Genomic DNA, 24,003 nt, shown 5'->3' with positions numbered 1-24,003 from the left:
CTGCAACGACTTATGGAGCGAGGGAGAGCAGGTCACTCATGGGAGTCGTCTCGGCAGCTCCGCCGTCAGAAGTCGACGGCATCCCGGATGATCGGGCACGTCATGCAATGGCCGCCACCACGACCGCGGCCAAGCTCGGCGCCTATGATGGTAATGACCTCGATGCCCTGCTTACGCAAAAGCGTGTTGGTATAGGTGTTGCGGTCATACGCGAAGACAACACCTGGGGCAGCGCAAACGAGATTGGCACCACTGTCCCACTGCGTGCGTTCGCGCATATAATCATTACCACCCGTTTCAACGATACGTAGCGCCTTGAGGCCTAGAGCGTCTCGGACAGTCTCGACAAATGTTCCCTTATCCTTGTGCAATTCGACCGTTCCCGGCGTTGCACCGGGCCGATACGAAAAGGCGGAGATGCCATTGACGATATCGGGATAGAGCAGCACGCAGTCGCGGTCGGCAAAGGTGAACACTGTGTCGAGGTGCATCGCGGCACGCAGCTTCGGCATCGCCGCGACAATGACCCGCTCGGCTGCACCTTGCGCGAAGAGATTGGCGGCAACCTGGCTGATCGCCTGACGCGAGGTGCGTTCGCTCATGCCAATGAGCACATTGCCTTTGCCGATCGGCATGACGTCTCCGCCCTCGAGCGTGGCAAGACCCCAGTCCTTGGTCGGATCGCCCCACCATACCTTGACCTTGCCGGCGAAGTCGGGATGGAATTTATAGATGGCGGTAGTGAGTATAGTCTCCTCGTGGCGTGCCGGCCAGTAGAGCGAGTTCAGCGTCACGCCGCCATAAATCCAGCAAGTCGTATCGCGGGTGTACAGCGTGTTGGGCAGCGGCGGCAGCAGATATTCGGTGACGCCAGCCGCCTCGCGTACCAGCTTCAGCATCTCGCCGCCGTGCGTCTCAGGAAACTCCTGCGTGGACAGGCCACCAATCAGAGTTTCCGCCAACTCGCGGTTGGACAATCCTTCGAGATAGCTGCGGATCTCATCGACGAGGCCTAGACCGACCTGGTTTGGCACCACCTGGTTGTCGAGGATCCACTTCTTGCCTTCAGGGACCGCAACGGTTTCGGCGAGCAGATTGTGCATCTCCACCACTTCGATGCCGCGGTCGCGCATTTTGGTCATGAAGTCGAAATGATCGCGCTTGGCGTTGTCGACCCAGAGAACGTCGTCGAAGAGCAAGGCGTCGCAATTGGTCGGCGTCAGGCGCTGATGGGCACGACCAGGCGCGCAAACCATCACCTTTCGCAATTGGCCGACCTCGGAGTGAACGCCAAAGGTGGGCTGGGTGGAGCTTTCAGAAGGCATGGCCATCTCCCTTTCAAATTGTCAGGTAGCCGGTGGACAATCCTATGACCGCGGCAATGCAGCCGATGACTGCAGCGGTGAAGATCAGCCAGTCGACGAACGTATTGAAGATGGGCTTGCCCCGCTCCCGCCTGGCCCAGAAGTAGAGGACCGTGCCGGGGGCATAGAGAAGCGCTGACAACAGGACGAACTTCATGCCGCCCGCGACAATCATGAAAACCGTGTAGATCGCGGCGATACCGGCGACGATCAGGTCGCGGTTGCGTTCCTGTGGCCGGATGATCTCGTAGGTCGTGCCGCGTCGCGCGAGCAGTAACCCGAACGCGGCAACGAACAGATAGGGGATCAGCGCCATTGCGCTGGTCAAGTTCAGCATCAGCGCGAACGCGTCCCGCGACCAATAGGTGCTGATGACGAACAGCTGGACAACGATGTTGGTGAGCCATAGCGCGGCCGCAGGCACCTTGTTCTGGTTCTCGGTGCCGAAAAGCCGGGGCATGTCGTCCGTGCGCGCGGCGACGTAGAGTACCTCAGCGCACACGAGGGACCAGGCGAGGTAGGCGCCGAGCACCGAGACGATCACGCCGGCGCTGATGAAGACCGCGCCCCAGGGACCGACGACGGCCGCAAGCACGCCGGCCATGGACGGCTGGCTCATGGCTGCGATCTCGCTGCGCGGCAGGGCGGCGTAGGGCAAGAGAGTGACCAGCACCATCAGCGCGGTGACGCCGATGAAGCCCATGATCGTCGCCGTGCCGATATCGGAGCGCCTCTGCGCATAGCGCGAATAGTTGCTCGCGCCTTCGATGCCGATGAAGACGAAGACCGTCGCCAGCATGGTCGCCTGGAGCTGCTGGAGGAGAGTGGCCTCCGGCATGCCTTCGCCGCCCCGGAAATTGAGCCGGAACAGGTCGAGCTTGAAGAAGAAGAACAGGATGATGATAAAGGCGATGATCGGGACGACCTTGGCGACCGTAACGACGGTGTTGATGAACGCCGCCTGCTGAACCCCTCTCAGGATCAGGAAATGGAAGAGCCATATGCCGATCGAGGCAACCAGGATGGCGACTATGGTGTTGCCGTCGCCGAAGACTGGGAAGAAAGCCCCGAGCGTCGATTTGATCAGCACCCAGTAGGAGACGTTTCCGATGCAGCTGCCGATCCAGTAGCCGAAAGCGGACAGGAAGCCCGGATAGTCGCCGAAACCGGCTTTGGCGTAGGCATAGACGCCGGCATCGAGGTCGGGCTTGCGTTCGGCGAGCGCCTGGAAGACGCGCGCCAGCATGTACATGCCGCCGCCGGCGATGCACCACGCGATGATTGCGCCGAATGGGCCCGTCGCGATGCCGAAGGTGCGCGGCAGCGAGAAGATGCCTGCGCCGACCATCGAACCGACCACCATCCCGGTCAATGCGAACAGTGACAGCTTCTGCTCCGCTTTGGTCGCCATCGCACTGCTCCCTAATTTTGCCGTCATATCGGTGCTACGGTTCACGCCGGGGCAAGCCATGTCCCGCGAGCAGACTGACGCCTCACGCGGTACTGTAAGGCTCCCGCACAGCGCTAAGTTTGAACTGCGCACGAACCCAACAATATCTTCTCTCGCCGTAGTTGAAGTTAGCGTAGAATCTCACAGCCGTGCGCTGCGTCTCTATTTTGGAGCGGCCGGCTAGCGGAACACATTCGGGGGAATTTCCCTCTGACTGACGACCGCGTAGAAGTGCTCAGCCGGCAAAGCTAGAGATAAAAATCTCCGGTCTTAGAAGGGGAAGCCCCACGAGCGAAGGCGACGGCCATGGGCTAATACCAAAGTCTGATAAACGGTATTGAAGTCAACGACTGTACGGTAACACACACTTTCGGAACGAACGTGTTGGCAGACGACCGGTGAGTTCTTCACCGGCCGCGATCCTTGGCCCCTTATCTCGTTTCCATTCGGATTACGCGTCCGGAACCCGTAACTGTACATTTTGAGAATGTAGTGTCGGGTGGCCATCGTCAGTAACCAGGTGGGGCCGGTCCGCGCGGCCGCTTTGACGACGCTTGCTCCACCTCGAGCACTCTGACATCGATCGCCCGTCGGCTGCACGCCCGTAGAGCCCGAGCCAGGGCGTTGCTGAAATCAGGGAGCGGGGTGGCAGCGGGAGTTTGGCCGCATGCGGACGGCTTTTTCGCTGGCATGTCGTATTGCGTGGCAGCAACCGCCTGAAGAAACCAGGCAAGCCACTCGGCGATTGCACTGGTTTCAGGCATGCCCTTGTTGGTCGCCAGCAGAGGCCGCCAGACTACCCGTCCCAGTACTCCCTCATCTCCTACCGGCATCTTGCTTCGAATGTGCGACCCGAGCGATCGCGATAAACACAATAGCCTCGGCGTTCAGTCGATCGACCAATAAGGGCTCCGGCGACCCCGCCGGCGACCGCTCCTACCGCGGCACCCCCCCAACTATTGGAGACCGCGCCGCCAATGACTGCGCCGGTTCCCGCTCCAATGGCTGTCCCTTGTTCAGTTGCTGTACAGGATGCCAGGGCGCTCACAACAGCACCAACGAGTATAAATTTCTTCATGGTATTTCTCCTTGTGCTTCAGCCCAGAATACAACTAGGGCAGTATTCAAAAAAAGCGATGCACCGATAGGTTATACCATGGGCGTCGCCTACGCTCGTTGGCCAGCCGGCGGGCACGTCGACCGCGCTATCGAGCGACTTCGTGCGGGGATAACATTGAAATAAGGAAATCCTGCCTTGGACGGTCCTACTGGCGTGAACCGGGCGCAGCAGCGCGACCGCCGCCGCCCACGTGCCACAGGCGAGCAGAACCGCCATCGCCCATCCCATAGGCGACGGCCAGTAGCTGAACTTGAACAGCACAACCATGTGAAGACTCGGCGCCCGTTCTACGACATCGGCCCACCCGTCAATGCCGGCAGGAAGATCATGGCGGCTCTGAAGAGCGCGATCGTGATCATGATCTGGCATGCTCGGTGACGGTATGCATCTATGCAAACGAAGGACAATGGTGCACGGGAGTTGGAGCAATCGGTTCGCCGGCGACCCGTACTGGATTCAGCCATGAAAAGTATTGCAACTGCTTTGCTTACGAGGCTTCGTTTGGCTGTCACGGATTCAGGCTCTCGTCGCGCCTGGGCACTCGCCGCGAACGATGGCATTGTTGCAACCGCTGGCATATTGGAAGGGTTTGCTGGGGCAGGCGCAGATGATGCGACCCTTGTCTTGGCAGGGGCGACCGCGACGGTGGCAGGGATGTTTACCGCCGGTGGCGCGAAATGGGCTGAAGCGGCGGCGGAGCGGGAGGCGCAGCTAAGCGTGATGAAGGAAGAGAGGTCGGAGCTCAAGCGTCAGCCGCGCGTGGAGCTCACCGAACTCGCAGCCTATTATGAGAAAAAAGGGCTGAGTCAGGTGTTGGCACTCGAAGTGGCTGTTCAGTTGATGAAGCACTCTCCGCTCAAAGCACAACTGGAAAGCGAACACGGTATTCTCCATGTGATTTCACGCGCTGATGTCGCACAGGCAAGTCTGGGTTCGGCAATTGCGTACGCATTGGGTGCGGCAGTCCCGTTTTCCATCACCGTTGTGATGCCGATCCGACTCGAGACATGGATGGTGCTGGTGTCTGTGGCCGTGTCGCTTGCGTTCATATCGTGCGTAGGCGCGCGTGCAGGCCAACTGAATGTCGCACGGACACTTGTGCGTACCCTGATTATTGGCATCGGTACTGTCGCGATAAGCTACCTTGTCGGGATGCTTGGCTTCTGACGAAGGTGACGGAGCCCTGCCCGCTTTTCGCTTGTGTGTTTATCATTAGAACGGGGCCGGCAGTTCTCATAATTTCGACAACCGGGAACTTTGCCGGTATTTTACGTTTCACTAATGGATTGCGTGACGAATTGTTTGTCCCTCAACCTTCCGCGGCTCGGTTGTGCGGTCCGCTTTTCCACTCCCCCTACTACGGCCCGCTCTGGCGGGCTTCTTTTTGCACGTTCCCGTACTCGTCGCGATAAAGGTCCATTCCGAGCTGGAGAGCTCCGAAACGGTAGTCGAATTCCGGTGCGCCGCCATAGATGCCCAAAGGCGCTCCATCGCGATGTCCCCAGTAACCGATACCGCGACCCCACACTCCATTGAAGTTGGTGCCGTCGGAACGATCGCCCGATAACTGCTCTTCTTCGCCCACGCGCTCGTGGAGCGTATCGATCAGATGTCGGCCATAGATTGCCGCCATCGGTGGAATTGCGGCGTAGAGAGTCTTCCTGGCGAAAAAGCGGAATGGGTGTCGGGTCCGAACCCGGAGGGACCGGCTCGGCCTCCGAACGTAGATACCAGTTTTCGGGACCGTTTCCATCGAGGCTCGAGCGATACAGTAAATATTCGTAAGGCCCTGCAACCGCCGGAGCGTCGAGTGTGAAGGCACCGGGCTGCGTTGTCCCTCCATTTATGGCATCGACGACAAGGATACCGTTGCCGTTCGTCACCGATCCGGGCCCGCCGACATTGTCTGTGACCAAGCCAGTGAAGCCGGTTGCAGTACCGCCATCGATGACCAGCCGATCCGAAGGCGCGCCGTCGCCCGCGAGATAGGTATTGAGATTGAGGATACCTCCCAACCCGATATAGTCGCCCCTGACGGTGAGGTTTGTATCGGCCTGGCCTCCGGTCCGGACAAAGCCGGCGTTCTGCAGGCTCGGCACAGTCTGATCGAAACCGGCGAGATCAAGCGCGCCTTCGCTTTGGACGATATGCACGGAGTTGGGACTGAAGGTATTGACCGCACCGGCTTGCAGTGTTCCCGCGGAGACAGTTGTCGTACCCGAATAGTTGTTGACCCCGGTAAGCACCGTGGTTCCCTCGCCAGTCTGCGCGACCGCCCCGGTGCCTGAAATCGTGAGAGCATGAGGAATTGTGTGGCAGTGCCTGATCTAGCTTGAATGGGCTATGGAGGTGGCGATGATTTTCGCGGAGGCCCATGGTTTTGAAATCAACAACCAAGAGACGTCAGTCGGCGACAAAACGTCCATTGAAGCCGGATGAGTCTCTCATGAACCTGCAATTCCGGATCTTTCTGAAAGACGTGAGCCCCATGGTCTGGCGGCGGGTGCACGTGCCCTCGACCATGACGCTACGCGAGTTTCACGGTGTGCTTCAGGTCGTGATGGGCTGGGAGAGCATTCACCTTTATCAGTTTGTCATTCGTACGGTGCGTTACGGCTCCTGGGAAACGGCCGCTAACTCTCCGAAGGTTGCGCTTGACGATCTGAAATTGCGCAAGGGTAGCCGCTTTCTGTATGAGTACGACCTCAACATCCCATGGGAGCACGAGATCCGACTGGAAGAGCGCGGGAGCGTCAATCCGAAAACTCGCTATCCGAATTGCTCCGGAGGGGACGGCAATTGCCCGCAGGAGGATTGCGGTGGCCCGGAGGGCTGGATGTGGCGACAGGACAACGCCTTCGGATACGAAATGGTCGATGATCTGGCTACGACGGTGGCGCTTTTCCAGGAAATCAGCGAAACGAAGTCCTTCGCAGTACTGGAGGACCCGGGCCGGTTGGAAGAATTCCGTGAAACGCTTGAACGGATTGAGCAGTGCGCTTCTTGGAATGGCCAGCCATTCGAACGCCGGAAAGTGAATGAGCGCCTGCGGCAGGGCGACCATCTTGTGCTCATGCATCAGCAGATGTGAGCCGCCTTATGCGGCGATTTTCCGAGAGAAGATTGGCAGCCAGAAGCGCCGTCTTGTCACCAACCTGCGCATGGGCGCAGGTGATCGCCGCCTTGCTTTGCGGGTAATCGATCCCTCCTGATCGGGATGCTTGCGATAGCACTTGCGGCGCGGTCTATCGAAGTCATGGCGGCTTACCAAAGAATTTTCGGATTACTAACTCATGCGGAATATCACCGGCCCCGACAAGACTGGAGAACGGAAAAGCATGTTGCAGGCGCAATCTATTTTCCATTCCGGTCATTATGGAAAACGCGTCACGGGAAAATGATATGCGGGCACGGGTGGTACTGGAAATGGTGGGTGACAACGGCGAGACCATCGCGACCGAGACGGTTGCCGATCTGGCAAAAGTGACGAAAGGGGCCGAGGATCTCGGTTTGTCGTTGTCGGAGGCGAAGACCCTTCTCGCGAAGCTTCAGCAGAAGATGGTGGAGACGCAGGTCGATGTGTGGCTCCGGCAGTACCATGAGGGTGATGGGCGTGCGTTGCGGCACAAGGGATATTACCCTGTCACATTCCACACACTGTTCGGGCGATGTTCGCCTGAAGAGTCCGCGATACTGCCTGCCGCGCAGCGAGAGAAGCAACGGCCCGGTAACAGTATCGCCTCTGAGGCAATTGATCCCCGATCATGTCGCGCCCGAGCGTCTTTATCTCGAAACGCGCTGGGCTTCGCTGGTGCCCTACGCAGCGGCGGCAGAGTTGTTGGCGGATGTGCTGCCGATCGACTGCGGATCCAACGCAACGACGGTGCGGCAACATGCGCTGCGAACGGCCAGCCGGATCGAACAGGAACTGACGGAAGAACGGGTTTCCTTCATGCAGAATTCCTGTCCACGCGACTGGATGGACTTGCCCATTCCTGATGGGCGGATCGTCATAGGCCTGGATGGCGGATATGTTCGCGATCGCGACGACCGCAAGAGAAACTTCGAGCTGATCGTCGGCCGCTCGCTGCCCGAAGACGGCGATCCACGTTACATCGGCTTCGTTCATGGGTACGATCGCAAACCGCAGCGCCGGATTCTCGACCATCTCAAAAAACAGGGAGTGCAGGCCAACCAGGATATCACCTTCATCACAGATGGTGGCGAGGAAGTCCGCTCACTCGCGAAAATGATTGCACCGGCCAGCGAACATGTGCTGGACTGGTTCCATATCACCATGCGGATCACCGTTCTTCGCCAGTTCGCACAAGGGCTCGAAAACCACGATGAACAGGCCGGGCTGAATATGCTTGACGCCCTCAAAAGGATCAAATGGTATCTCTGGCATGGCAACGGATACCGTGTGCACGGCGAAATCAGCGATTTGTACTGCGTCGCTGAAGCAATCGAAACGGCTTATCCGAACATGCGGAAATTCCTGATGGCTATCGGCGAATTCCGTTCCTACATCGCCGCAAACGATGCCAGCCTGATCAACTACGGTGAGCGCTACCGGTCTGGCGAGCGGATATCTTCGGCCTTCGTCGAAGCCACCGTGAACGCCGTCATCAGCAAGCGTTTCGCCAAAAAGCAGCAGATGCAATGGAGCCGGACCGGCGCGCATCTTTTACTACAAACCAGAACGCAGACCCTCGACAGCTCGCTGCGCTCAACCTTCGAGAAATGGTATCCAGGCATGGCAAACGACAATCACGAACCCGGCAACAATTCCGCCGCAGCCTGATTGCCACACAATTCCTCATGCTCTCTGCCCATTACTGGGCACCCCCCGCACAGATCCGGACGAGCGGAATTCCCGCACCCGGCTCCTACCTTGGGTGTTTGACGGCGAAGCGTATACGCGGCCAAGGGTGAAGGATCCGGGGGCGCGGGAGCCAGTCATTGGCAAGCCGTATCATTCTCTCCCAGATCAATCGATGTCTCTGGCTCCGCCGCCGAAGCGTCTGAGCCCAGAGCCTGATGATGCGGTCGCGAAAGGCGCCGAGCGACCGAAAATTGGTCGGTACAGCGTGATAGGCATAGTAGCCAGCAAGCACCTGCTTCAGCCATCGTCCCTGCTCTGGGATGGGCCAATGCATGCGCCGTCGCAACTCATTCTTGACCTCCGTCAGCTTCGCCATTCTGCGGTCCCTCCGGCTTTTCCGGAGGATCTGGAACCGGCCATGCCGGGTTTTGCCACAGATGTGCGTAAAACCGAGGAAGTTGAACGTCTCCGGTTTGCCAAGCCCTTTCCTGCTGCGGGCCTGAGCCGCATAGCGGCCAAACTCGATCAGTCGGGTCTTTTCCGGATGGAGTTGCAACGCAAACTCCTGCAGCCGTTGCCGCATCATGTCCCGGAAACGCCGGGCATCGGCTTCGTGTTCGAAGCCAACCACGATATCGTCCGCGTAGCGCACGATAATCACGTCGCCGGTGGCCTCACGTCGTCGCCAACGATCGGCCCAAAGATCAAAGACGTAGTGCAGGTAGATGTTGGAAAGTAGCGGCGAAATCACCGATCCTTGTCCCGTTCCCCTTTCACCTACAGTAACGATCCCGTCTTCCAGAACACCCGCCCTGAGCCATTTGCGGATCAGGTGGATGATGCGCCTGTCACCGACGCGGTGCTCCACGAAACGGACCAGCCAATCCTGGCTGACGCCGTCGAAAAAGCCCGCAACGTCGGCGTCCAGAATGTAGCTCACCTTCCGCGTTTCGATTCCGACAAACAGAGCGTCCAGCGCATCATGCTGGCCGCGCTCTGGTCGGAACCCATAGCTGAACCCGAGGAAGTCCTCCTCGTAGATTTGGTTCAGCACCGTCGCCGTCGCCCTCTGGACAATCTTGTCTTCAAGGGCGGCAATTGCGATCGGTCGCTGCCGTCCGTCTGGCTTCGGAATATACGTCCGCCGGGCCGGAAGAGCACGATACACTCCCCGTTGAACCCGACTATGCAGGTCCACGATCCTTTGATCGAGGTCTGCTTCGTAGGTTCGCCACGTTTGTCCGTCCACGCCGGGGGCTGCGTTACGCTTGAGTGCGTGGAACGCCGTCCTCAGCATCTCTGGATTGATGTGATGGAAGAGAGCGGTGAACTTCTCCTTCTTCCTTTGCCTTGCAGCATTCCGTATGCGGTCCAGCGCATGGGACACACTTTCCCGGTCCTGTGCCCGGCGCGTGCTTTGCTGATCCGCATTCCCCTTGGTTCCTGCCCTTGGCTCCCCTTGCTCCGCCACCGATACTCCGGCGTTGTTCGCAAGCTTCGTTGCTACTATGGCAGGATCTGACTCCTCGAGATCGTTCTTCACCGGATTCGGCTCCTCGCCTTCCCGATGCGGACCAGCAGTGGCATCCCACTCTGGCCAATCCCGAGGTCTCCCGGTTCCCGCGCAAGGAGCGTCCGTGCATGCCAGGGTCTCAGACCACGCCGGGTTGAATCGACACTCGCGCTGTCGCACCGATTCATATTGCCTTCCATACACAAGACGAACGTCGGCACCCGAGAAGCGTCAATTTCGCGGTTCAATGGCTGGCCTACACGCTCCCCTGTCAACGCTTCACGCCCAGCCTCACGGCTGACCGCGCATGACTCGGGGTCAATGTGAATCGCTACTCCTTCATTGCAATGGACTTTCACCATCTACTCCTTGCCGGTTTCTACCGGCGCACCTTGTTCTGACCCCTTGTCGGCGAGAACCGCCTCCTCGACGACATTGCGGATCACCTGCGACTGGGGAAGCAGCTGCCCATCGGCGCCGGTGGTCACGTCACCGAATGTATCAAGGCCGAATTCGAGAGCTTTTGTCATGGTCGGTTTCCGATCGGATGCAATTGAAGGATGTCAGCGCCCGTCGGGCAGCGAAGACGATGGCGAATGGGTCTGTGGGCCCGGCATCGAGTTCTTCGTCCACGGCCACTGGCCTTCGATCTCGGCTTCCAGGGAGAAGCTGAGAAATGTCCGGATAAGCACGATCAGGCCAAGAAGTCCGACACTTTCCCACGTAAGGGGAGCGATTATGGTGGCGATGATGTCCGCACCTATCAGGATCTCCAGGCCGAGCAAGATTCCGCGACCGAGATTGGCGCGGTAGCGTTCGTAAGCCTCGCGTTGCTCGGTAGAGAAGACATCACGCGCGTAGCCGATGGTGGCGATCAGAACGCCGACCAAAATCACGCCCACGCCGAAGAATTCCAACCCGGTCGCAAGCGGTTTCAGAATAGGGGCGATCAGGCTGGCGACACCGCCTGTTTCAATATCGATGTCCATAGTGGTGTCCTTTAAAATTCGACGGATCAATATCGGAGGGGCTGTCGGGTTTCAGGACTCGGCACCTGCGCTGCTTGCAAAGAGCGCGACCGTGGCAAGTATCGCAGGAAAGCTGAACGCCGCTGCGGGAGCGTACATGTAACCGACAGCGCCGACACCGCAGCCGAGGGCGAAGGTCGCGACGGCTGCTGCCATCTTTTTAACCCGTGCTTTCGCTGTTACGACTTCGTCGGCTTTCGGATCGGCCAGAATGTCCGCGAGATCGAGCATGATCTGTGTGGTCGTGCCGGTCATCAGCGTGGAAGGCGGCGCTTTCGACAGATGCGCCTTGTGAAGCCCGTTCTGAATAGCCATCGCCGAGACCAGGGCCATGCCGACCGTCAGCGTGACGGCGCCTTCTTCAGCCCGAAACGGGCCATGATAGAGTGCGTAGGCAGCAACTCCCACGAACAGTAGCAGCTTGACGACCAGCATTGGCCGGATCGGTGAGCGATCCCGACTTTGAAGTATCAGGCAGACCAGTCGTGACACAAAGACAACCAGACAGAACATCGGTAGTGCCAGGAGTTTGGACAGTGCTCCGTCCAGACCGTGCGCCAACGTGGCGCCCAGTGTCACGAAGTTTCCAGTGACGTGGGCGGTGAACAGCCCGGAAAGCGCTAGGAAACCGAGTGTGTCGACATAACCGGCATTGAAGCTCAGGAGCGTGGGGAGGGAAGGAGATTTCATGATCGTGACCTCGATTGATGCTGTTGCCGTATTCCGTGTCTCGCACGGCACCTGAGTTTTGCCGCTGACCGTTGGATCTCGCAATTGCATCAATTGTGTCGAATTCATTGCGCCAGGCGACATAATGGAAAGGGCAGCCGAAGCCGCCCTGCCCTTTCCGTTTTCGTTATGCGGCACCAGGCCGATTGATCGTCAGGAAGTGACGGACAACAGGTTTCTCGGGACCGACATGGTAGGTCAGCACTTTGCCCTGCAGGTCGGCGTCGGCATTGGAGACCCGCTTGTGCTGGCGAAGATGTTCAGCCCAGGATTCCACCATGAACCATTCGACGATCTTCTCCGGGTCAGCCAAGTCCTCGGTAACACCCCAGCCATAGGCGCCATCGCGGCGGCGTTCGTTGGAAAGATGATCGATGGCGTGCAGGAAGGCGCTGCGGTGCTGTTTCTCGACCTTGTATTCGATCAGGATCAGAACCGGACCACGGTCATGGGCAACGGGTTCGGCAACAAGTGGTTCGGGCCAGTGGTTGGACGGGACCATGTCGGCATCGCCTGCAGGAAGCTTCACGCGGTGCATGATGAACCCGGCGACAAGCAGCCCGGCGGCTCCGATGAGCAGGGTCGATTGGATACCAACAGCCTCGCCGACTGCGCCCCAACCAAGGCTCCCGGCAGTCATCGCACCATTGAAGACGGTGAGGTAGACGGCAAGGCCGCGACCACGCACCCAGTTGGGAAGAACAGCCTGGGCCGCGCCGTTGAGCGTTGTCAGGGCAGTGATCCATGCGCCCCCGAGAAACAGAAGAACGATGATAGCAACGATCTTCGGCGGGGCGAGTGACAGGATGCCCATGACGGCTGCGGTGATCAGAGCCGCACCGAGTAGAAGGCCGTCGGAAGTCAGGCGTTCGCGCAGTTTTGGCATGATCAGCGCACCACCGATCGCACCAGCTCCAACCGCACCAAGCAGGATGCCGTAGAAGCTGGCATCGCCACCGAGCAACTGCCTGGCAACGAGCGGAAGAAGTGCCCAGACGGCACTGGCGAAAGCAAAGAAGATGGCGGCACGCAGAAGCACCACATGCAACGGCCTGCTGGAGCGGGTGTAACGAAGGCCTGCGCGGAAGGCGCCTAAGAAGTTTTCCTGAAGCGCATCGTTGGCGTTCTTTGCACGCGGCCACCAAACGAGAGCAGCAATGACAACGATATAGCTGGCAACATCAGCACCATAGGTGATCCCCGCCCCGAAAGCGGCAAGAAGCAGACCACCGGCGGCAGGCCCGATCGAACGAGCAATGTTGATGCCGAGCGAGTTCAGCGCTACGGCGCTCTTGACATCCTCGCGTTTGACCAGTTCGGGGACAATGGCCTGCCATGTCGGTCCCATCAGAGCAGCGCCAATGCCGCCGAGGAAGGTCAGACCGATCAGCGCGCTGATCGACAGCATGCCCGTCTGGGACAGGACCATAAGTGAGATGCTGACGGACGCCAGCAGGAGCTGGACGGCGATCAGGAACTTGCGGCGATCAAGGATGTCGGTCAGAACGCCCGCAGGAATGGCAAGCAGGAAGATCGGCAGGGTTCCGGCCGCCTGGACCATGGCGACCGCGGCCGGCGATGCCGAAAGATCCGTCATCAGCCAGGAGCTTGCGACGTCGCGCATAAAGCTTCCGGTATTGCCAAGGACAGTGGCGATCCAGAGAACCGCAAACACAGGCTGTGCGAGCGGCGCGAAGGTTCCGCCGGATGCTTTTGCAGCGCTCATTTGCCTGCTCCCTTGGCGAGGTCAAATGCGGCGACGAAGAGGAATGCGCCAGCGAGGCCAACATGTTCAAAGAAGGCGTTGGTTGCCATCATGCGGTCCATGCCGGGCGCCATCTCCCAGAAGCGGAGAGCGATGAAGGTCGCGAGAAGTGTGAAGCCAGCCAGCGCCAGGGCGCCTGCCCAACGCAGGAAGCCCGAGACCACCATGGCTGAAGCCGCAAGTTCGAACACGATGACGGCAACTGCGAAGAAGGCGGCTGGGTGGAGACCGAAGTGGTCCATTTCGGCCAATGCGCCGTTGAAATCGAAGATCTTGGTGAGCGGGCCCTGAATGTAGGCGGCGCAGAGCGCAAGTAGCGACACGGTTCGCGTGACCGGAGAAGCGACGATGCGTGCCAGACTGCTCCGGACTGGATTCGACATATGGGATTGGTGGGTCATATCTGCTCCTGCATGTTCGCCGATCTGATCGAGCGGCTGCGTTTGATGGAGCGATATTGGCTGGTTACCGACTTACCAACAATTGCAGCAATCGTTTCGATTTAATTGCGGTTTTTGAAATGCTCGGGCGGCAGCGTGGCCGCCCGAGCGCAAAGCTGAGTTTAGACCGCCCAGCAGGAGCAGCCGAGAGCGCCGAAGAATCCCTTAAGGTCGGCGATCGGAAGCTTAGATGTCCAAGCACCGGCATGATCGTGGCCGTGCACGCCGCAATCGCTGGCACACCCGCATGTGGAGATCGCCGTGCGGCGCAATGAGCGCGCGCCTGCGCCTTCGGGTTCGCCCCAGGCCGCGTAACCGCCGAACTTGCGTACGGGAGACCAGTCGGGCATCGCAGGCGGGATGTCGTTCTCGTCGAGCGTCTTGAAGTCGCCCGCGCCATAAACGATCTTGCCGCCGACCATGGTCAGTTCCGAGGTGAGGAACGAGATCTCGTCCTCGGCGCAGGAGAAGAAGTCCTTGTCTGGCACCACGAGGTCGGCAAACTGGCCCTTCTCGATACGACCCTTCTTGCCCTCTTCGTTCGAGAACCATGTGACCTTTTCGGTCCACATGCGTAGCGCCGTCTCGCGATCGAGGCAGTTGGCTCGCGGATAGAGCTGCATACCGCCGACAGTCTTGCCGGTGACCATCCACGACAGCGAGACCCACGGATTGTAGGAAGCGACGCGGGTGGCATCGGTGCCTGCGGAGACATTCACACCCTTGTCGAGCATGCGCTTGATCGGCGGCGTAGCCTCGGCCACGCCGTGACCGTATCGCTCGACGAAATATTCGCCCTGGTAGGCCATGCGGTGCTGCGTGGCGATGCCGCCACCGAGTGCGGCGATGCGGTCGATCGAGCGATCCGAAATGGTTTCGGCATGGTCGAAGAACCAGTTCAGTCCTTCGAGCGGAATGTCCTTGTTGACCTTCTCGAATACATCGAGGGCGCGGGAGATGGTCTCGTCATAAGTGGCATGCATGCGCCAGGGCCAGCGGTTCTCGGCGAGAACCCGGACGACCTCTTCCAGCTCGCCTTCCATTTCCGGAGCCATTTCCGGACGGGGCTGGCGGAAATCCTCGAAGTCGGCAGCCGAGAAGACGAGCATCTCACCGGCACCGTTGTGGCGGAAGTAGTCGTTGCCCTGCTTGTATTTGACCGACTGCGTCCAGTTCAGGAAGTCCTGTTTCTCTTCTTTGGGCTTCTGGGTGAAGAGGTTGTAGGCCAGACGCACCGTCATCTGGTTCTTATCGGAGAGCTTCTGGATGACCTCGTAGTCGTCTGGATAGTTCTGGAAGCCCCCGCCCGCATCGATCACGCCTGTCACGCCGAGGCGGTTCAGTTCGCGCATGAAGTGACGGGTCGAGTTGACCTGGTAGTCCAGAGGAAGCTTTGGCCCCTTGGCGAGCGTCGAATACAGAATGCCCGCATTCGGCTTCGCGAGCAGCATGCCAGTCGGGTTGCCGTTGACATCGCGCGTGATTTCGCCGCCGGGAGGGTTCGGCGTATCGCGGGTGTAGCCGACGGCGCGCAGGGCCGCGCCATTCAGGAGTGCCCGGTCGTAGAGATGCAACAGGAAGACCGGGGTATCGGGAGCAATCGCATTGATCTCCTCGATCGTCGGCAGGCGCTTTTCGGCGAACTGATGCTCGGTAAAGCCGCCAACGACGCGCACCCATTGCGGCGCGGGCGTAATCGCCACCTGGCGCTTCAGCATGTCCATCGCATCGGCGAGCGACCGAACGCCGTCCCAGCGCAGTTCCATGTTGTAGTTCAGGCCGCCGCGCACGACGTGGGTGTGGTTGTCGATCAGACCCGGCAGGACGCGCTTGCCCCTGAGGTCGACGATCTTCGTGTTGGCACCAGCCAGCGCCATAATCTCGCTGTCGGATCCGACTTCGAGAAACAGGCCATCCTTGATGGCGATCGCCGTGGCGTTCGGATTGGTCCGGTCGAGGGTCGTCACGCGGCCGTTGTGGAGGATCAGGTCGGGATGCATGGTGTCTACTCCGGTCTGGTTGGGATCGGCGGCTTTCGCCGGGGAGAAGAGGTTCGAGAACGCCAGGCTCGACGCGCCCCCAAGAAAGGATCGACGAGTCGTCATCAGCTCCGCTCCTCCGCTTTCGCCTCCGCCTGATGGGCGAGGTCGATAAGATCGCCGCCCTTAGGCAGGTGGCCGAACATGTGCGGCTTGATCTGATGAAGCCATGAAACGGCTGCTGGCTCCCTGCTCCACAAGGTCTTTGCGAAAGGGATGATCTGTTCACCGACGAGAATGCCGAGAAGGCCGACCAAGGCGATGACAGGCGGAGCCGGCGAGCGGACGTTCAGGAGGCTGTAGACGATGCCCACAAGCAGACCTGCACCGAGAGAAAGAAGATAGATTTTCACGGGATGCCCTCCACGGTTAGAGAAAGGCCGCTCCGACGGGGTTATCGGAGCGGCCTGATCAGCAGGCCCTTACTTGGCGGGGTTCGGGCCGATGCGCTTGCCGTGCTTGACGCGTTCCTCTGCGCCGTGAACCATCGTGTAGGCGTAGTCGACGCCCATGCCGTATGCGCCGGAATGCTCCTTCACGAGGGTGGTGACAGCATCGTAGGTTTCCCTGCGAGCCCAGTCGCGCTGCCACTCGAGCAGGACCTGCTGCCAGGTGACCGGGATCACGCCTGCCTGAACCATCCGGTCCATCGCGTATTTGTGTGCGTCGGAGGACGTGCCGCCGGAAGCATCCGCGACCATGTAGATCTCATAATCTGGAACATCATGCAGGGCCGAGAGTGCGAAGGTGGTGTTGCAGACCTCGGTCCAGAGACCGGAGACGACGATCTTCTTGCGGCCCACGGCGGCGTTCTTCGCCAGCGCGTCACGGACGTTCTGGTCGTCCCAGGAGTTCATCGAGGTGCGCTCGAGAATATCGTTCTCCGGGTAGACGGCAAGCAGTTCCGGAAAGGTGTTGCCCGAGAAGGATTGCGTCTCGACCGTGGTGATCGTGGTGGGGACGTTGAAGATCTTGGCGGCCTTGGCGAGGCCGACGACATTGTTCTTCAGTACCTGGCGATCGATCGACTGGACGCCGAACGCCATCTGCGGCTGCTGGTCGATGAAGATGAGCTGGCTGTTCGCGGGGGTCAGGACTTCGAGCTTGGACATGAGATTTTCCTCTTCGGGTGTTTGGACCGCGAATGCGGCGGGTTATAAATTGGGCAGGGCCTGTGAGAGGGCCCTGAGTGGGTGGAAACCGATGCTTCCCTTCACTCGTTGCCTCGGTTGCTGAAAGGAAAAGTAGTGTGATTTGCGCTTGTGCAAAATTGCAATATTAGTTGCGAATGAGTTGCCTTTATCGCAACAATTACACTGGCGTTCAGTTGACCTCCAGACGTCGCGCGAGGCTGCGCTACGCGACCATTCGGTCCAGGATTTGCTCAGGAAAATTCCATCTGGACTGGCGTCCCTCAGGTAGTCTGCAGGGTCGCTGTTCATGCTATTCGGCGTGGAGCGATTTGGCTGATTTCGCTTGGGGAGAGACAGCCCGTGGACAACAGGAGAGAAGCGTGTGAGCCGCGAAATGCTTGCCGGTCTGCCATTGAGCATTGACGCGACTAGATGGTGAATGCGCTATACGCGCAGGGACTCATATCGCGATTACTTTGTCTTCTACTTGCTCTCAACAGGCGTTGCTCCAAATTCAGAGATCGATTTATGTCGAACAAGGAGGCGAGTGCCATGTCACGGCACCTCCCATACAGGAAAGGGCCATCACCCAGTCCGCGCTGTCCGACGACGGATCAAATCAGCCGTGGGAAATATCTTCAAAGGAGAGAGTGGAGAAGCCCGTCGTTGTGGAGTAACTATCCATCGATATGGATAAAGCGATCAGGCCGGTGCGGTGCCATCGTCATAGGCAGAAAACACGCCCGCGACCCAGTCTGCAAATACCTGATACTTAATGCTTGGAAACCGGCCTGCTGGCCTGACTATGTGAACAGGATAACGTGGTGGCGCCCAATCGTTCATGATTGGGACCAGTGCGCCACGAGCGATATGCGGTCGTGCCAAGAATTCGAATGTCTGTCCAATACCCAGTCCTGCTAATATTCCATGCAAATGCGCCGTCGCATCACTGGTGGAGAGCCTGATGGGGCTATAGATTTCGACTTTCTCGTCACCATTCATCAATCGAACAGGTGCAGCTTTCAAGCTGCGTGCGAAAAAGTACTGCACGAAAATATGATCACGCTGCAGGTCTGATGGCAAAGCTGGCACGCCGTGCTTTTCAAGGTAGGACGGGGTTGCGCTCTCAACGCTGCATAACTTCCTCGCAACAAGAGATGCACTGGGCAGATCGCCGGCACGAATGACGCAATCTATGCCCTCTTCGACGATATCGGCCTGACGTTCGGTTACACCAAGATGCAACTCGATCTCTGGATAGAGCGCGTAAAATTCTGGCAACCGAGGGATCAGAATCGTATTGGCGAAGGTTCCTCCCACGTCAACCCGAAGTTTTCCCCTGGTAGCAAGGCGCCCACGGGTCGCCTCATTGTTCATTTCATCGAAATCTGCGATCAGGCGGATAGCGCGCTCGCAATACGCAACGCCCTCAGGTGTCACGCTGACTGAACGTGTGGTGCGTTCGAGCAGCTTGATGCTCAGGTTTGCCTCAAGATCCTGAACAAGCTTGCTCACGGTCGATCGTGGCGCACCCATCGTGTCTGCAGCCTTTGCAAACGATCCGGCTTCGACCACGCGAACAAAGGCTCTGATAGCTCCCAATTGATCCATTGCATCTCTCCATCGAAGTTATGCGTGCAAATGTTCTTGGGGCTTAACTATCGATTGTTGCACAGCATATCAGGCGTATTCGAATGTCTGAAAATCGTCGTTGCAAAAGCCTCATGGTGCCGCCTGGGTCGACATGCGGCGTCCCGAAATCGAGAAGCCCCAGTTAATGCCATGGTCAGGCTGCCAGTGGCTCGAGGTTGGCCTGGATCTGGTCGCGAAAAGCTTCATATCGGTCCGGTAGCTTGAGCGCTTCCCCAAGGTGAGCCGTGTCTTCGTCGCGATTGAAGCCCGGCTCGTTGGTGGCGATCTCGAACAGCACGCCACCGGGCGTGCGGAAGTAGATTGCCCAGAAATAATCGCGGTCTATGACGGGCGTGACCTGATAACCGGTGTCCATCAGCGCCTTGCGAACCTCAAGCTGCTTTTCGCGGTTGTCGACCGCAAACGCGATATGATGGACCGAACCGGCACCTTGACGGGCAAACGGCGTCTTTGGCAGAGCTGCGATATCGATTGTATCCGCGCCGTTTCCGTTGGGGATGATGAAGCGGGTGACGTCACGCTCCTTCCCGGCTCGCTGGTAACCCATAAAACCGAGAAGCTCTTCGGTCGCGGCCGCATCATGCAGGCTGAAGCGCGCGCCGGCAAAGCCGCGGATCGCTGCATCGCTTGGAATGCTGTCCGCCAGCCATGGCGCGCGGACGTCATCGGCCGATTCAATCAGTGCAAGGCTGTCTCCGTCTGGACCCATAAAGCGCAGTCTGTTGGCGCCGAAGACGGTGTCCGTTTCCAGACCGTCGACGCCCTGGGCGACGAAGCGATCCTGCCAGAACTTCAGCGAGCCCTGGGGAACCGAAAACTGCGTTTCGCCGACTTCGCCGACGCCCGGCCGTCCAAGCATCATGTTGGGAAACGGGAAGTAGGTCATGACGGTGCCTGCGGAACCGTTCTCGTCGCCGTAGTACAGGTGGTAGACACTCGGGTCGTCGAAGTTCACGGTCTGCTTGACGCGGCGCAGGCCCAGCGTGTCGGTGAAGAAGCGGTTGTTCTGCCTTGCATCCGAGGCCATCGAGGTTACGTGATGCAGTCCCTTGATATCCCTGATCATGTCCTTGCCTTTCAGTGTCAACGTTAGTGTTTCGCTGTTGACGAATATTTAGGCGGATTGATCAACTCAGAGAATTGCAATATTCATTTCGATTGCGTTGCTATTTTGGAAACAATGACATGAACGATTACAAAGCTCTTCGAACCTTCCTGCTTGCTGCGGAGAAGCGTAATTTCGCCCAGGTGGCGCGCGAACTCGATATGACGCCGGCGGCCGTCACCCGCGCCATAGCGGCACTGGAGGCCGAGCTCGGCGTGCAGCTGTTCGTGCGGACGACGCGCCAGGTTTCCCTGACCACAGATGGTGCCATCTTCGCCGCCCAGATACAGCCGGCGGTGAAGACGCTCGAAGACGCGCGCCGCGATGTGATGAATGCCCATAAGGCGGACCAGGGAAGGCTGCGCATCAGCGCCCCCACATGGTTCGGCAAGGCCGTATTGCCGCCGATCCTGTCGGGCTTCAAGGAAAAATATCCGAAGATGAGCTTCGAGATTTCACTGTCCGACGGGCTCGTGAATATCGTTGATGACGACTACGACCTGGCGATCCGCATCTCTTCCCAGCCATCGGACAAGTTCACAATCTGGCGGAAGATTCGTGTCGTGCCGCGCATTCTCGTTGCCGCACCGGGAAGCCGGTTCGTGGAAATGCAGCATCCGAACGAACTGACGCCGGACGACTGCCTGGCCTATAGCGGCGAAAGCCGGCGTGAGAACTGGGTTCTGTCCGACGGCGGCTCAAGCATGACAATTTCGGCGGGCCGGGCATTCAGCGCCAACAATGGCGAGGTGCTCGCCGATATGGCCGCCGACGGCTCAGGTGTTGCCATGCTGCCAAACTTCCACGTCTCAGAGCATTTGCGGACCGGGCGCCTCGTGCATGTGTTCAAGGGCTGGGCGCCGCCCGATCTGTGGCTGACATTGTATTACCCGCCCTATCAGGCGCTGCCTCCACGCATCGCCTCTTTCTCGAAGTTCTTCGAGGAGCAGGTGGCGGCTCAGATGGTCATGCTTGATTGACGTCACGCCACCCCGCCCGCCAGGTCAGTGCTGCTTTGCGGTGATCTCGGCGGCGACCAGCGCTTGCAGGTTCCAGAGGTTTCGGTCGCGGATGCCTTCGGCTTGAAGGGGGCAGAACAAGATTAGTGCGAAATCGTACGTATAGCCGAGAAAGTGATGATCGAGATCGATACTCGTTCCAAAACTAGGCCCTAAATAGCATTTCCGCCTAGAACTTTATATTCAGCACAAGGCGCAAACTACGGAAATTATGCACAAATTCGGCTAGCGTACGATTTCGCACTAATCTTGTTCTAACCCCTAATGGCGGCAGCCTCGACCTCATCGAACTCGACCTGGCATCGCTGGCAAGCGTTCGCGCTTGCGCGGATGCGCTGCTCGTGGATGGTGGCGCGGGGTGTGCGCGCGACGGCGGTGCATCCCGGCGGCATCCGCACGGAACTCACCCGTCATCTGGATGACGGAACACTGGAGGCGATAGTTGGCAAGATCAACGAGGAACTCGCAGCCGAAGGCAAGCCCCCTATGAGCTGAAGTCCATCCCGCAGGTTGCTGCTACGTCCGTATGGGCCGGCATTGTTGCTGCCGCTGACGAGGTCGGCGGACTCTACTACGAGAATTGCCATGTCGCGACCGTGACGGTGGACCCCGCCAGCCGCATCAGCGAGGGTGTCCGCGCCTATGCACTCGACGCCGAGCGGGCCAAGGCCCTGTGGAGCAAGAGCGAAGAAATGGTCGGCGAGCGTTTCTGATAAGTGAGCAATCTCGCAACGTACCTCGCGATGGCGGGGCTAAAGTGCTGCCACACTGTCCTCGCCTTGAGGGACTCTCACCCAATCTTGTAGACGGCTACCGCCCCGATCATGGGTCACGCAACAGATCAAACATCAACTTGAAGAATCGATCCGCATCCACCTCATAGGCAATCCGAGCATTATCAGGCTCGCCCCGCTCCTTCCAGAAATCCGCGACAGTCGCGCCGAAAGCATAGGTGCCGGAAAGATCGACGCCGATATGCGCGGGGCGGGTCCGCACCAGCGTAGGATCAATGGCGAGCGCCAGGGCCAGCGGATCGTGCATGGCGCCGCCGACCCCCATGGAGTTGCGGTGAAGCTTCTCGTAAAACCGAAGCCAGTCCATGACCAACTGACCGAGCGGCGTGTCGATGGTGGCGAGTTCCGCATATTGCGGCGCCTCGATCAGAACCTGCATGGTCACGTCGAGCCCGACCATGGTGATTGGCACGCCGCTGTCGAGCACCAGCTTAACCGCCTCGGGATCGCAGAAGGCATTGAATTCAGTCGACGTGATGATTTCGCTCTTGCGATAGAAGACGCCTCCCATCCAGATCAGTTCCTTGATCTTCGGAAGGACTCGCGGATGCTTGAGCACAAGAAGACCCAAATTGGAGAGTGGCCCGGTCGCGACCACGATCATCGGTTCGGGTGCTGCCGTGAGCTTTTCCGCCAGGAAATCGACAGCGTGCTGTGCGATCGCTTCCCGCTGCGGCTGAGGCAGATAGGGCGAGCCTTCGAGCCCGCTCGGGCCGTCCGCGGTACCAAGCACCAAGGGGCGGGCAAGCGGGCGCACGCAGCCGGCGGCAACTGGCACGTTGCTTGCGCCGATGAAGTCGAGGACGCGGATGGCATTCGAGGTGGTTTTCTCAAGCTCGGCATTGCCGCAGGTGGTTGTCACACCAATGAGCTCAATATCGGGTGAACGATGCGCCATCACCAAGGCGATCGCATCGTCATGGCCGGGATCGCAATCGTAGAGAATAGGGGTCGGCATGTCAGAACAATCCTTCAGGCTTTGGTTACGGGGGCAGCGGTGCACTCGTAGCGCGCCATGGCCGCCTTGAAGATCGAGAGGAACCGGCGGCCGTCGAGCCCGGTAGCTATGCGCGTGGTCTTGGGTCCCTCGCCGCCCGGCAGGATCTGGTGTCCGCGATAGGCGACCGTCTGGCCGCGAGCGACGCCCTTGTCGAGCACCACGTCGGCGAAGAGCGGCTCGGTGGTGGTGACCAGTTCGGGCGCGAAGCAAAGCGCCACGGTGATGACATCGTCCATCGGAAAACCGACAAGCCCGAAGAACTCCCGCCAGATGTCGATATAGATCGGGAAGGTATCGCGGATCATGGCGACGACCGGATTGTCGCCCATAACGGCCGTCATATCGGCAATGTCGTCGCGCGTCAGCATGCTGTCGGCCACGCGATTATCCTCGCAGACGTCGAGCGGTACGAGGATCTTGACGACATCGGCATTGAGCACGATGCGCGCAGCCTCCGGGTCCGCCCAGATATTGTATTCCGACAGCGGCGTCATATTGCCAGACGTCGTGAAATTACCCCCAAGAACGAGCATGTTCTTCAGCAGCGAGGGCAGCCTTGGCTCCTGGAGAATGGCCATGGCGGCGTTGGTGGTCGGCCCCGTGGTCACCAGCGTGATCTCCCCAGGATTGGCCTTCGCTGTCTCGATGATAAAGTCCACCGCATGGCCGGGATTGGCGGGACGCTTCGGCGCAGGCGCAGGTGGATTGAAGTCTTTCAGCCTCTCGCCGAAGCGGGCCGTTAACCGCTTCTCGAAATGGACGGGCGCCTCCATGTCGGCCTTCGAATTGCCGACGATCGGCCGCCAGGCGCCGGCATGAACGGGAATGTCGTCGCGTCCGGCGAGCAAGAGCGTGTTGAGGACGACATTGGTCACCTGGGTGATCGGCCCGGCCGCGCCGGTAACGGTCGTCACACCCTCCAGCTTGATTTCCGGATGAGCGGCGGCAAAGAGCACGGCGAGGATATCGTCGCCGGCGGAATCTACGTCGAGGATGATGCGCTGCATGGGAAGCCTTCGAAATCGT

20 protein-coding genes and 5 pseudogenes are annotated in these 24,003 nt (G+C 59.2%); 6 read left to right on the top strand and 19 right to left on the bottom strand.

What is annotated here, in order from left to right; all coding sequences use genetic code 11:
* Nucleotides 1-65 precede the first annotated feature (65 nt).
* The 3 genes from arcA to ACR9ZQ_RS40555 all read right to left on the bottom strand — a co-directional run bounded on the left by arcA (nt 66) and on the right by ACR9ZQ_RS40555 (nt 3,892).
* Nucleotides 66-1,325 (bottom strand): arginine deiminase, encoded by a 1,260-nt coding sequence (gene arcA, locus ACR9ZQ_RS40565; RefSeq protein WP_481430775.1) that lies wholly within the window; start codon nt 1,323-1,325, stop codon nt 66-68.
* Nucleotides 1,326-1,338: 13 nt separating this feature from the next.
* Nucleotides 1,339-2,775, bottom strand: coding sequence for a basic amino acid/polyamine antiporter (locus tag ACR9ZQ_RS40560; protein ID WP_481430774.1), 1,437 nt, complete (start codon nt 2,773-2,775; stop codon nt 1,339-1,341).
* A gap of 862 nt (nt 2,776-3,637) precedes the next feature.
* Nucleotides 3,638-3,892 carry a YMGG-like glycine zipper-containing protein gene (locus ACR9ZQ_RS40555; RefSeq protein ID WP_481430773.1) on the bottom strand — a complete coding sequence of 85 codons (255 nt, stop codon included), beginning with the start codon at nt 3,890-3,892 and terminating at the stop codon, nt 3,638-3,640.
* Between the two features lie 177 nt (nt 3,893-4,069).
* Between ACR9ZQ_RS40555 and ACR9ZQ_RS40550 the strand changes: the two genes are divergently transcribed.
* A complete protein-coding gene (locus tag ACR9ZQ_RS40550; protein ID WP_481430772.1) occupies nt 4,070-4,312 on the top strand; it encodes a hypothetical protein in 243 nt (80 codons plus the stop codon).
* An 84-nt stretch (nt 4,313-4,396) separates the two neighbouring features.
* Nucleotides 4,397-5,101, top strand: a complete 705-nt coding sequence (locus ACR9ZQ_RS40545; protein WP_481430771.1) for a VIT1/CCC1 transporter family protein — start codon at nt 4,397-4,399, stop codon at nt 5,099-5,101.
* A gap of 190 nt (nt 5,102-5,291) precedes the next feature.
* Here the strand turns inward: ACR9ZQ_RS40545 and ACR9ZQ_RS40540 are convergent, their stop codons facing one another.
* Entirely contained in the window at nt 5,292-5,567 is a 276-nt protein-coding gene (locus ACR9ZQ_RS40540) for an autotransporter outer membrane beta-barrel domain-containing protein (protein WP_481430770.1), read from the bottom strand.
* A 46-nt stretch (nt 5,568-5,613) separates the two neighbouring features.
* Nucleotides 5,614-6,225, bottom strand: a pseudogene (locus tag ACR9ZQ_RS40535) (autotransporter outer membrane beta-barrel domain-containing protein); the annotation flags it as partial.
* A gap of 155 nt (nt 6,226-6,380) precedes the next feature.
* Between ACR9ZQ_RS40535 and ACR9ZQ_RS40530 the strand changes: the two are divergent.
* Complete coding sequence (locus tag ACR9ZQ_RS40530) at nt 6,381-7,025, top strand: plasmid pRiA4b ORF-3 family protein (RefSeq protein WP_481430769.1); 645 nt, start codon at nt 6,381-6,383, stop codon at nt 7,023-7,025.
* Between the two features lie 311 nt (nt 7,026-7,336).
* Nucleotides 7,337-8,738: pseudogene (locus tag ACR9ZQ_RS40525) on the top strand (ISKra4 family transposase).
* Nucleotides 8,739-8,823: 85 nt separating this feature from the next.
* On the opposite strand, the gene ltrA reads toward ACR9ZQ_RS40525, so the two are convergent.
* The 11 genes and pseudogenes from ltrA to ACR9ZQ_RS40470 form a co-directional block, all read right to left on the bottom strand.
* Nucleotides 8,824-10,302, bottom strand: coding sequence for a group II intron reverse transcriptase/maturase (gene ltrA / locus ACR9ZQ_RS40520; protein ID WP_481430768.1), 1,479 nt, complete (start codon nt 10,300-10,302; stop codon nt 8,824-8,826).
* A gap of 374 nt (nt 10,303-10,676) precedes the next feature.
* Nucleotides 10,677-10,802, bottom strand: a pseudogene (locus ACR9ZQ_RS40515) (LLM class flavin-dependent oxidoreductase); the annotation flags it as partial.
* Between the two features lie 33 nt (nt 10,803-10,835).
* A complete protein-coding gene (locus tag ACR9ZQ_RS40510; RefSeq protein WP_481430767.1) occupies nt 10,836-11,261 on the bottom strand; it encodes a DUF1622 domain-containing protein in 426 nt (141 codons plus the stop codon).
* A gap of 51 nt (nt 11,262-11,312) precedes the next feature.
* The gene (locus ACR9ZQ_RS40505; protein ID WP_481430766.1) at nt 11,313-11,990 is read right to left on the bottom strand and encodes a YoaK family protein; all 678 of its coding nucleotides are present in this window, start codon (nt 11,988-11,990) and stop codon (nt 11,313-11,315) included.
* Between the two features lie 166 nt (nt 11,991-12,156).
* Complete coding sequence (locus ACR9ZQ_RS40500) at nt 12,157-13,755, bottom strand: MFS transporter (RefSeq protein ID WP_481430765.1); 1,599 nt, start codon at nt 13,753-13,755, stop codon at nt 12,157-12,159.
* Nucleotides 13,752-14,195, bottom strand: a complete 444-nt coding sequence (locus ACR9ZQ_RS40495; protein WP_192732051.1) for a DoxX family protein — start codon at nt 14,193-14,195, stop codon at nt 13,752-13,754. Before ACR9ZQ_RS40495 ends, ACR9ZQ_RS40500 begins: the two co-directional genes overlap by 4 nt.
* Before the next feature lie 161 nt (nt 14,196-14,356).
* On the bottom strand, nt 14,357-16,339 hold the full coding sequence (locus tag ACR9ZQ_RS40490; protein WP_481430764.1) for an amidohydrolase: 1,983 nt from the start codon (nt 16,337-16,339) through the stop codon (nt 14,357-14,359).
* Nucleotides 16,339-16,626: a XapX domain-containing protein gene (locus ACR9ZQ_RS40485; protein ID WP_112853634.1), complete on the bottom strand. Its 288-nt coding sequence runs from the start codon at nt 16,624-16,626 to the stop codon at nt 16,339-16,341. The genes ACR9ZQ_RS40490 and ACR9ZQ_RS40485 overlap by 1 nt, the downstream gene beginning before the upstream one ends.
* Before the next feature lie 69 nt (nt 16,627-16,695).
* Nucleotides 16,696-17,385 (bottom strand): hydrolase, encoded by a 690-nt coding sequence (locus ACR9ZQ_RS40480; protein ID WP_481430763.1) that lies wholly within the window; start codon nt 17,383-17,385, stop codon nt 16,696-16,698.
* Nucleotides 17,386-18,108: 723 nt separating this feature from the next.
* Nucleotides 18,109-19,017 carry a LysR family transcriptional regulator gene (locus ACR9ZQ_RS40475; protein ID WP_481430762.1) on the bottom strand — a complete coding sequence of 303 codons (909 nt, stop codon included), beginning with the start codon at nt 19,015-19,017 and terminating at the stop codon, nt 18,109-18,111.
* Between the two features lie 175 nt (nt 19,018-19,192).
* Entirely contained in the window at nt 19,193-20,125 is a 933-nt protein-coding gene (locus tag ACR9ZQ_RS40470) for a VOC family protein (protein WP_481430761.1), read from the bottom strand.
* A 119-nt stretch (nt 20,126-20,244) separates the two neighbouring features.
* Between ACR9ZQ_RS40470 and ACR9ZQ_RS40465 the strand changes: the two genes are divergently transcribed.
* On the top strand, nt 20,245-21,144 hold the full coding sequence (locus ACR9ZQ_RS40465) for a LysR family transcriptional regulator (protein ID WP_481430760.1): 900 nt from the start codon (nt 20,245-20,247) through the stop codon (nt 21,142-21,144).
* A 24-nt stretch (nt 21,145-21,168) separates the two neighbouring features.
* On the opposite strand, the pseudogene ACR9ZQ_RS40460 reads toward ACR9ZQ_RS40465, so the two are convergent.
* Nucleotides 21,169-21,252: pseudogene (locus tag ACR9ZQ_RS40460) on the bottom strand (gamma-glutamylcyclotransferase); the annotation flags it as partial.
* A gap of 285 nt (nt 21,253-21,537) precedes the next feature.
* On the opposite strand from ACR9ZQ_RS40460, the pseudogene ACR9ZQ_RS40455 reads away from it, so the two are divergent.
* Nucleotides 21,538-21,896, top strand: a pseudogene (locus tag ACR9ZQ_RS40455) (SDR family NAD(P)-dependent oxidoreductase); the annotation flags it as partial.
* A 109-nt stretch (nt 21,897-22,005) separates the two neighbouring features.
* Here the strand turns inward: ACR9ZQ_RS40455 and ACR9ZQ_RS40450 are convergent.
* Together ACR9ZQ_RS40450 and ACR9ZQ_RS40445 are read right to left on the bottom strand one after the other, a co-directional pair.
* Nucleotides 22,006-22,935: a nucleoside hydrolase gene (locus tag ACR9ZQ_RS40450; protein ID WP_481430759.1), complete on the bottom strand. Its 930-nt coding sequence runs from the start codon at nt 22,933-22,935 to the stop codon at nt 22,006-22,008.
* A 14-nt stretch (nt 22,936-22,949) separates the two neighbouring features.
* Nucleotides 22,950-23,984, bottom strand: a complete 1,035-nt coding sequence (locus tag ACR9ZQ_RS40445) for a nucleoside hydrolase (RefSeq protein ID WP_481430758.1) — start codon at nt 23,982-23,984, stop codon at nt 22,950-22,952.
* Nucleotides 23,985-24,003 lie beyond the last annotated feature (19 nt).

It is taken from the genome of Rhizobium sp. KNZ14-9A (assembly GCF_056755015.1).
This window is presented reverse-complemented; position numbering and strand designations above follow the sequence as displayed.

Bases quoted from the DNA above. Each gene is read 5' to 3' on its own strand.
- ACR9ZQ_RS40540 (WP_481430770.1), bottom strand. From the start codon at position 5,567: ATGGCGGCAATCTATGGCCGACATCTGATCGATACGCTCCACGAGCGC.
- ACR9ZQ_RS40480 (WP_481430763.1), bottom strand. From the start codon at position 17,385: ATGTCCAAGCTCGAAGTCCTGACCCCCGCGAACAGCCAGCTCATCTTC.
- ACR9ZQ_RS40505 (WP_481430766.1), bottom strand. From the start codon at position 11,990: ATGAAATCTCCTTCCCTCCCCACGCTCCTGAGCTTCAATGCCGGTTAT.
- ACR9ZQ_RS40500 (WP_481430765.1), bottom strand. From the start codon at position 13,755: ATGAGCGCTGCAAAAGCATCCGGCGGAACCTTCGCGCCGCTCGCACAG.
- ACR9ZQ_RS40555 (WP_481430773.1), bottom strand. From the start codon at position 3,892: ATGAAGAAATTTATACTCGTTGGTGCTGTTGTGAGCGCCCTGGCATCC.
- ACR9ZQ_RS40545 (WP_481430771.1), top strand. From the start codon at position 4,397: ATGAAAAGTATTGCAACTGCTTTGCTTACGAGGCTTCGTTTGGCTGTC.
- ACR9ZQ_RS40490 (WP_481430764.1), bottom strand. From the start codon at position 16,339: ATGACGACTCGTCGATCCTTTCTTGGGGGCGCGTCGAGCCTGGCGTTC.
- ACR9ZQ_RS40445 (WP_481430758.1), bottom strand. From the start codon at position 23,984: ATGCAGCGCATCATCCTCGACGTAGATTCCGCCGGCGACGATATCCTC.
- ACR9ZQ_RS40560 (WP_481430774.1), bottom strand. From the start codon at position 2,775: ATGGCGACCAAAGCGGAGCAGAAGCTGTCACTGTTCGCATTGACCGGG.
- ACR9ZQ_RS40510 (WP_481430767.1), bottom strand. From the start codon at position 11,261: ATGGACATCGATATTGAAACAGGCGGTGTCGCCAGCCTGATCGCCCCT.
- arcA (WP_481430775.1), bottom strand. From the start codon at position 1,325: ATGCCTTCTGAAAGCTCCACCCAGCCCACCTTTGGCGTTCACTCCGAG.
- ACR9ZQ_RS40450 (WP_481430759.1), bottom strand. From the start codon at position 22,935: ATGCCGACCCCTATTCTCTACGATTGCGATCCCGGCCATGACGATGCG.
- ACR9ZQ_RS40475 (WP_481430762.1), bottom strand. From the start codon at position 19,017: ATGGATCAATTGGGAGCTATCAGAGCCTTTGTTCGCGTGGTCGAAGCC.
- ACR9ZQ_RS40495 (WP_192732051.1), bottom strand. From the start codon at position 14,195: ATGACCCACCAATCCCATATGTCGAATCCAGTCCGGAGCAGTCTGGCA.
- ACR9ZQ_RS40465 (WP_481430760.1), top strand. From the start codon at position 20,245: ATGAACGATTACAAAGCTCTTCGAACCTTCCTGCTTGCTGCGGAGAAG.
- ACR9ZQ_RS40470 (WP_481430761.1), bottom strand. From the start codon at position 20,125: ATGATCAGGGATATCAAGGGACTGCATCACGTAACCTCGATGGCCTCG.
- ACR9ZQ_RS40530 (WP_481430769.1), top strand. From the start codon at position 6,381: ATGAACCTGCAATTCCGGATCTTTCTGAAAGACGTGAGCCCCATGGTC.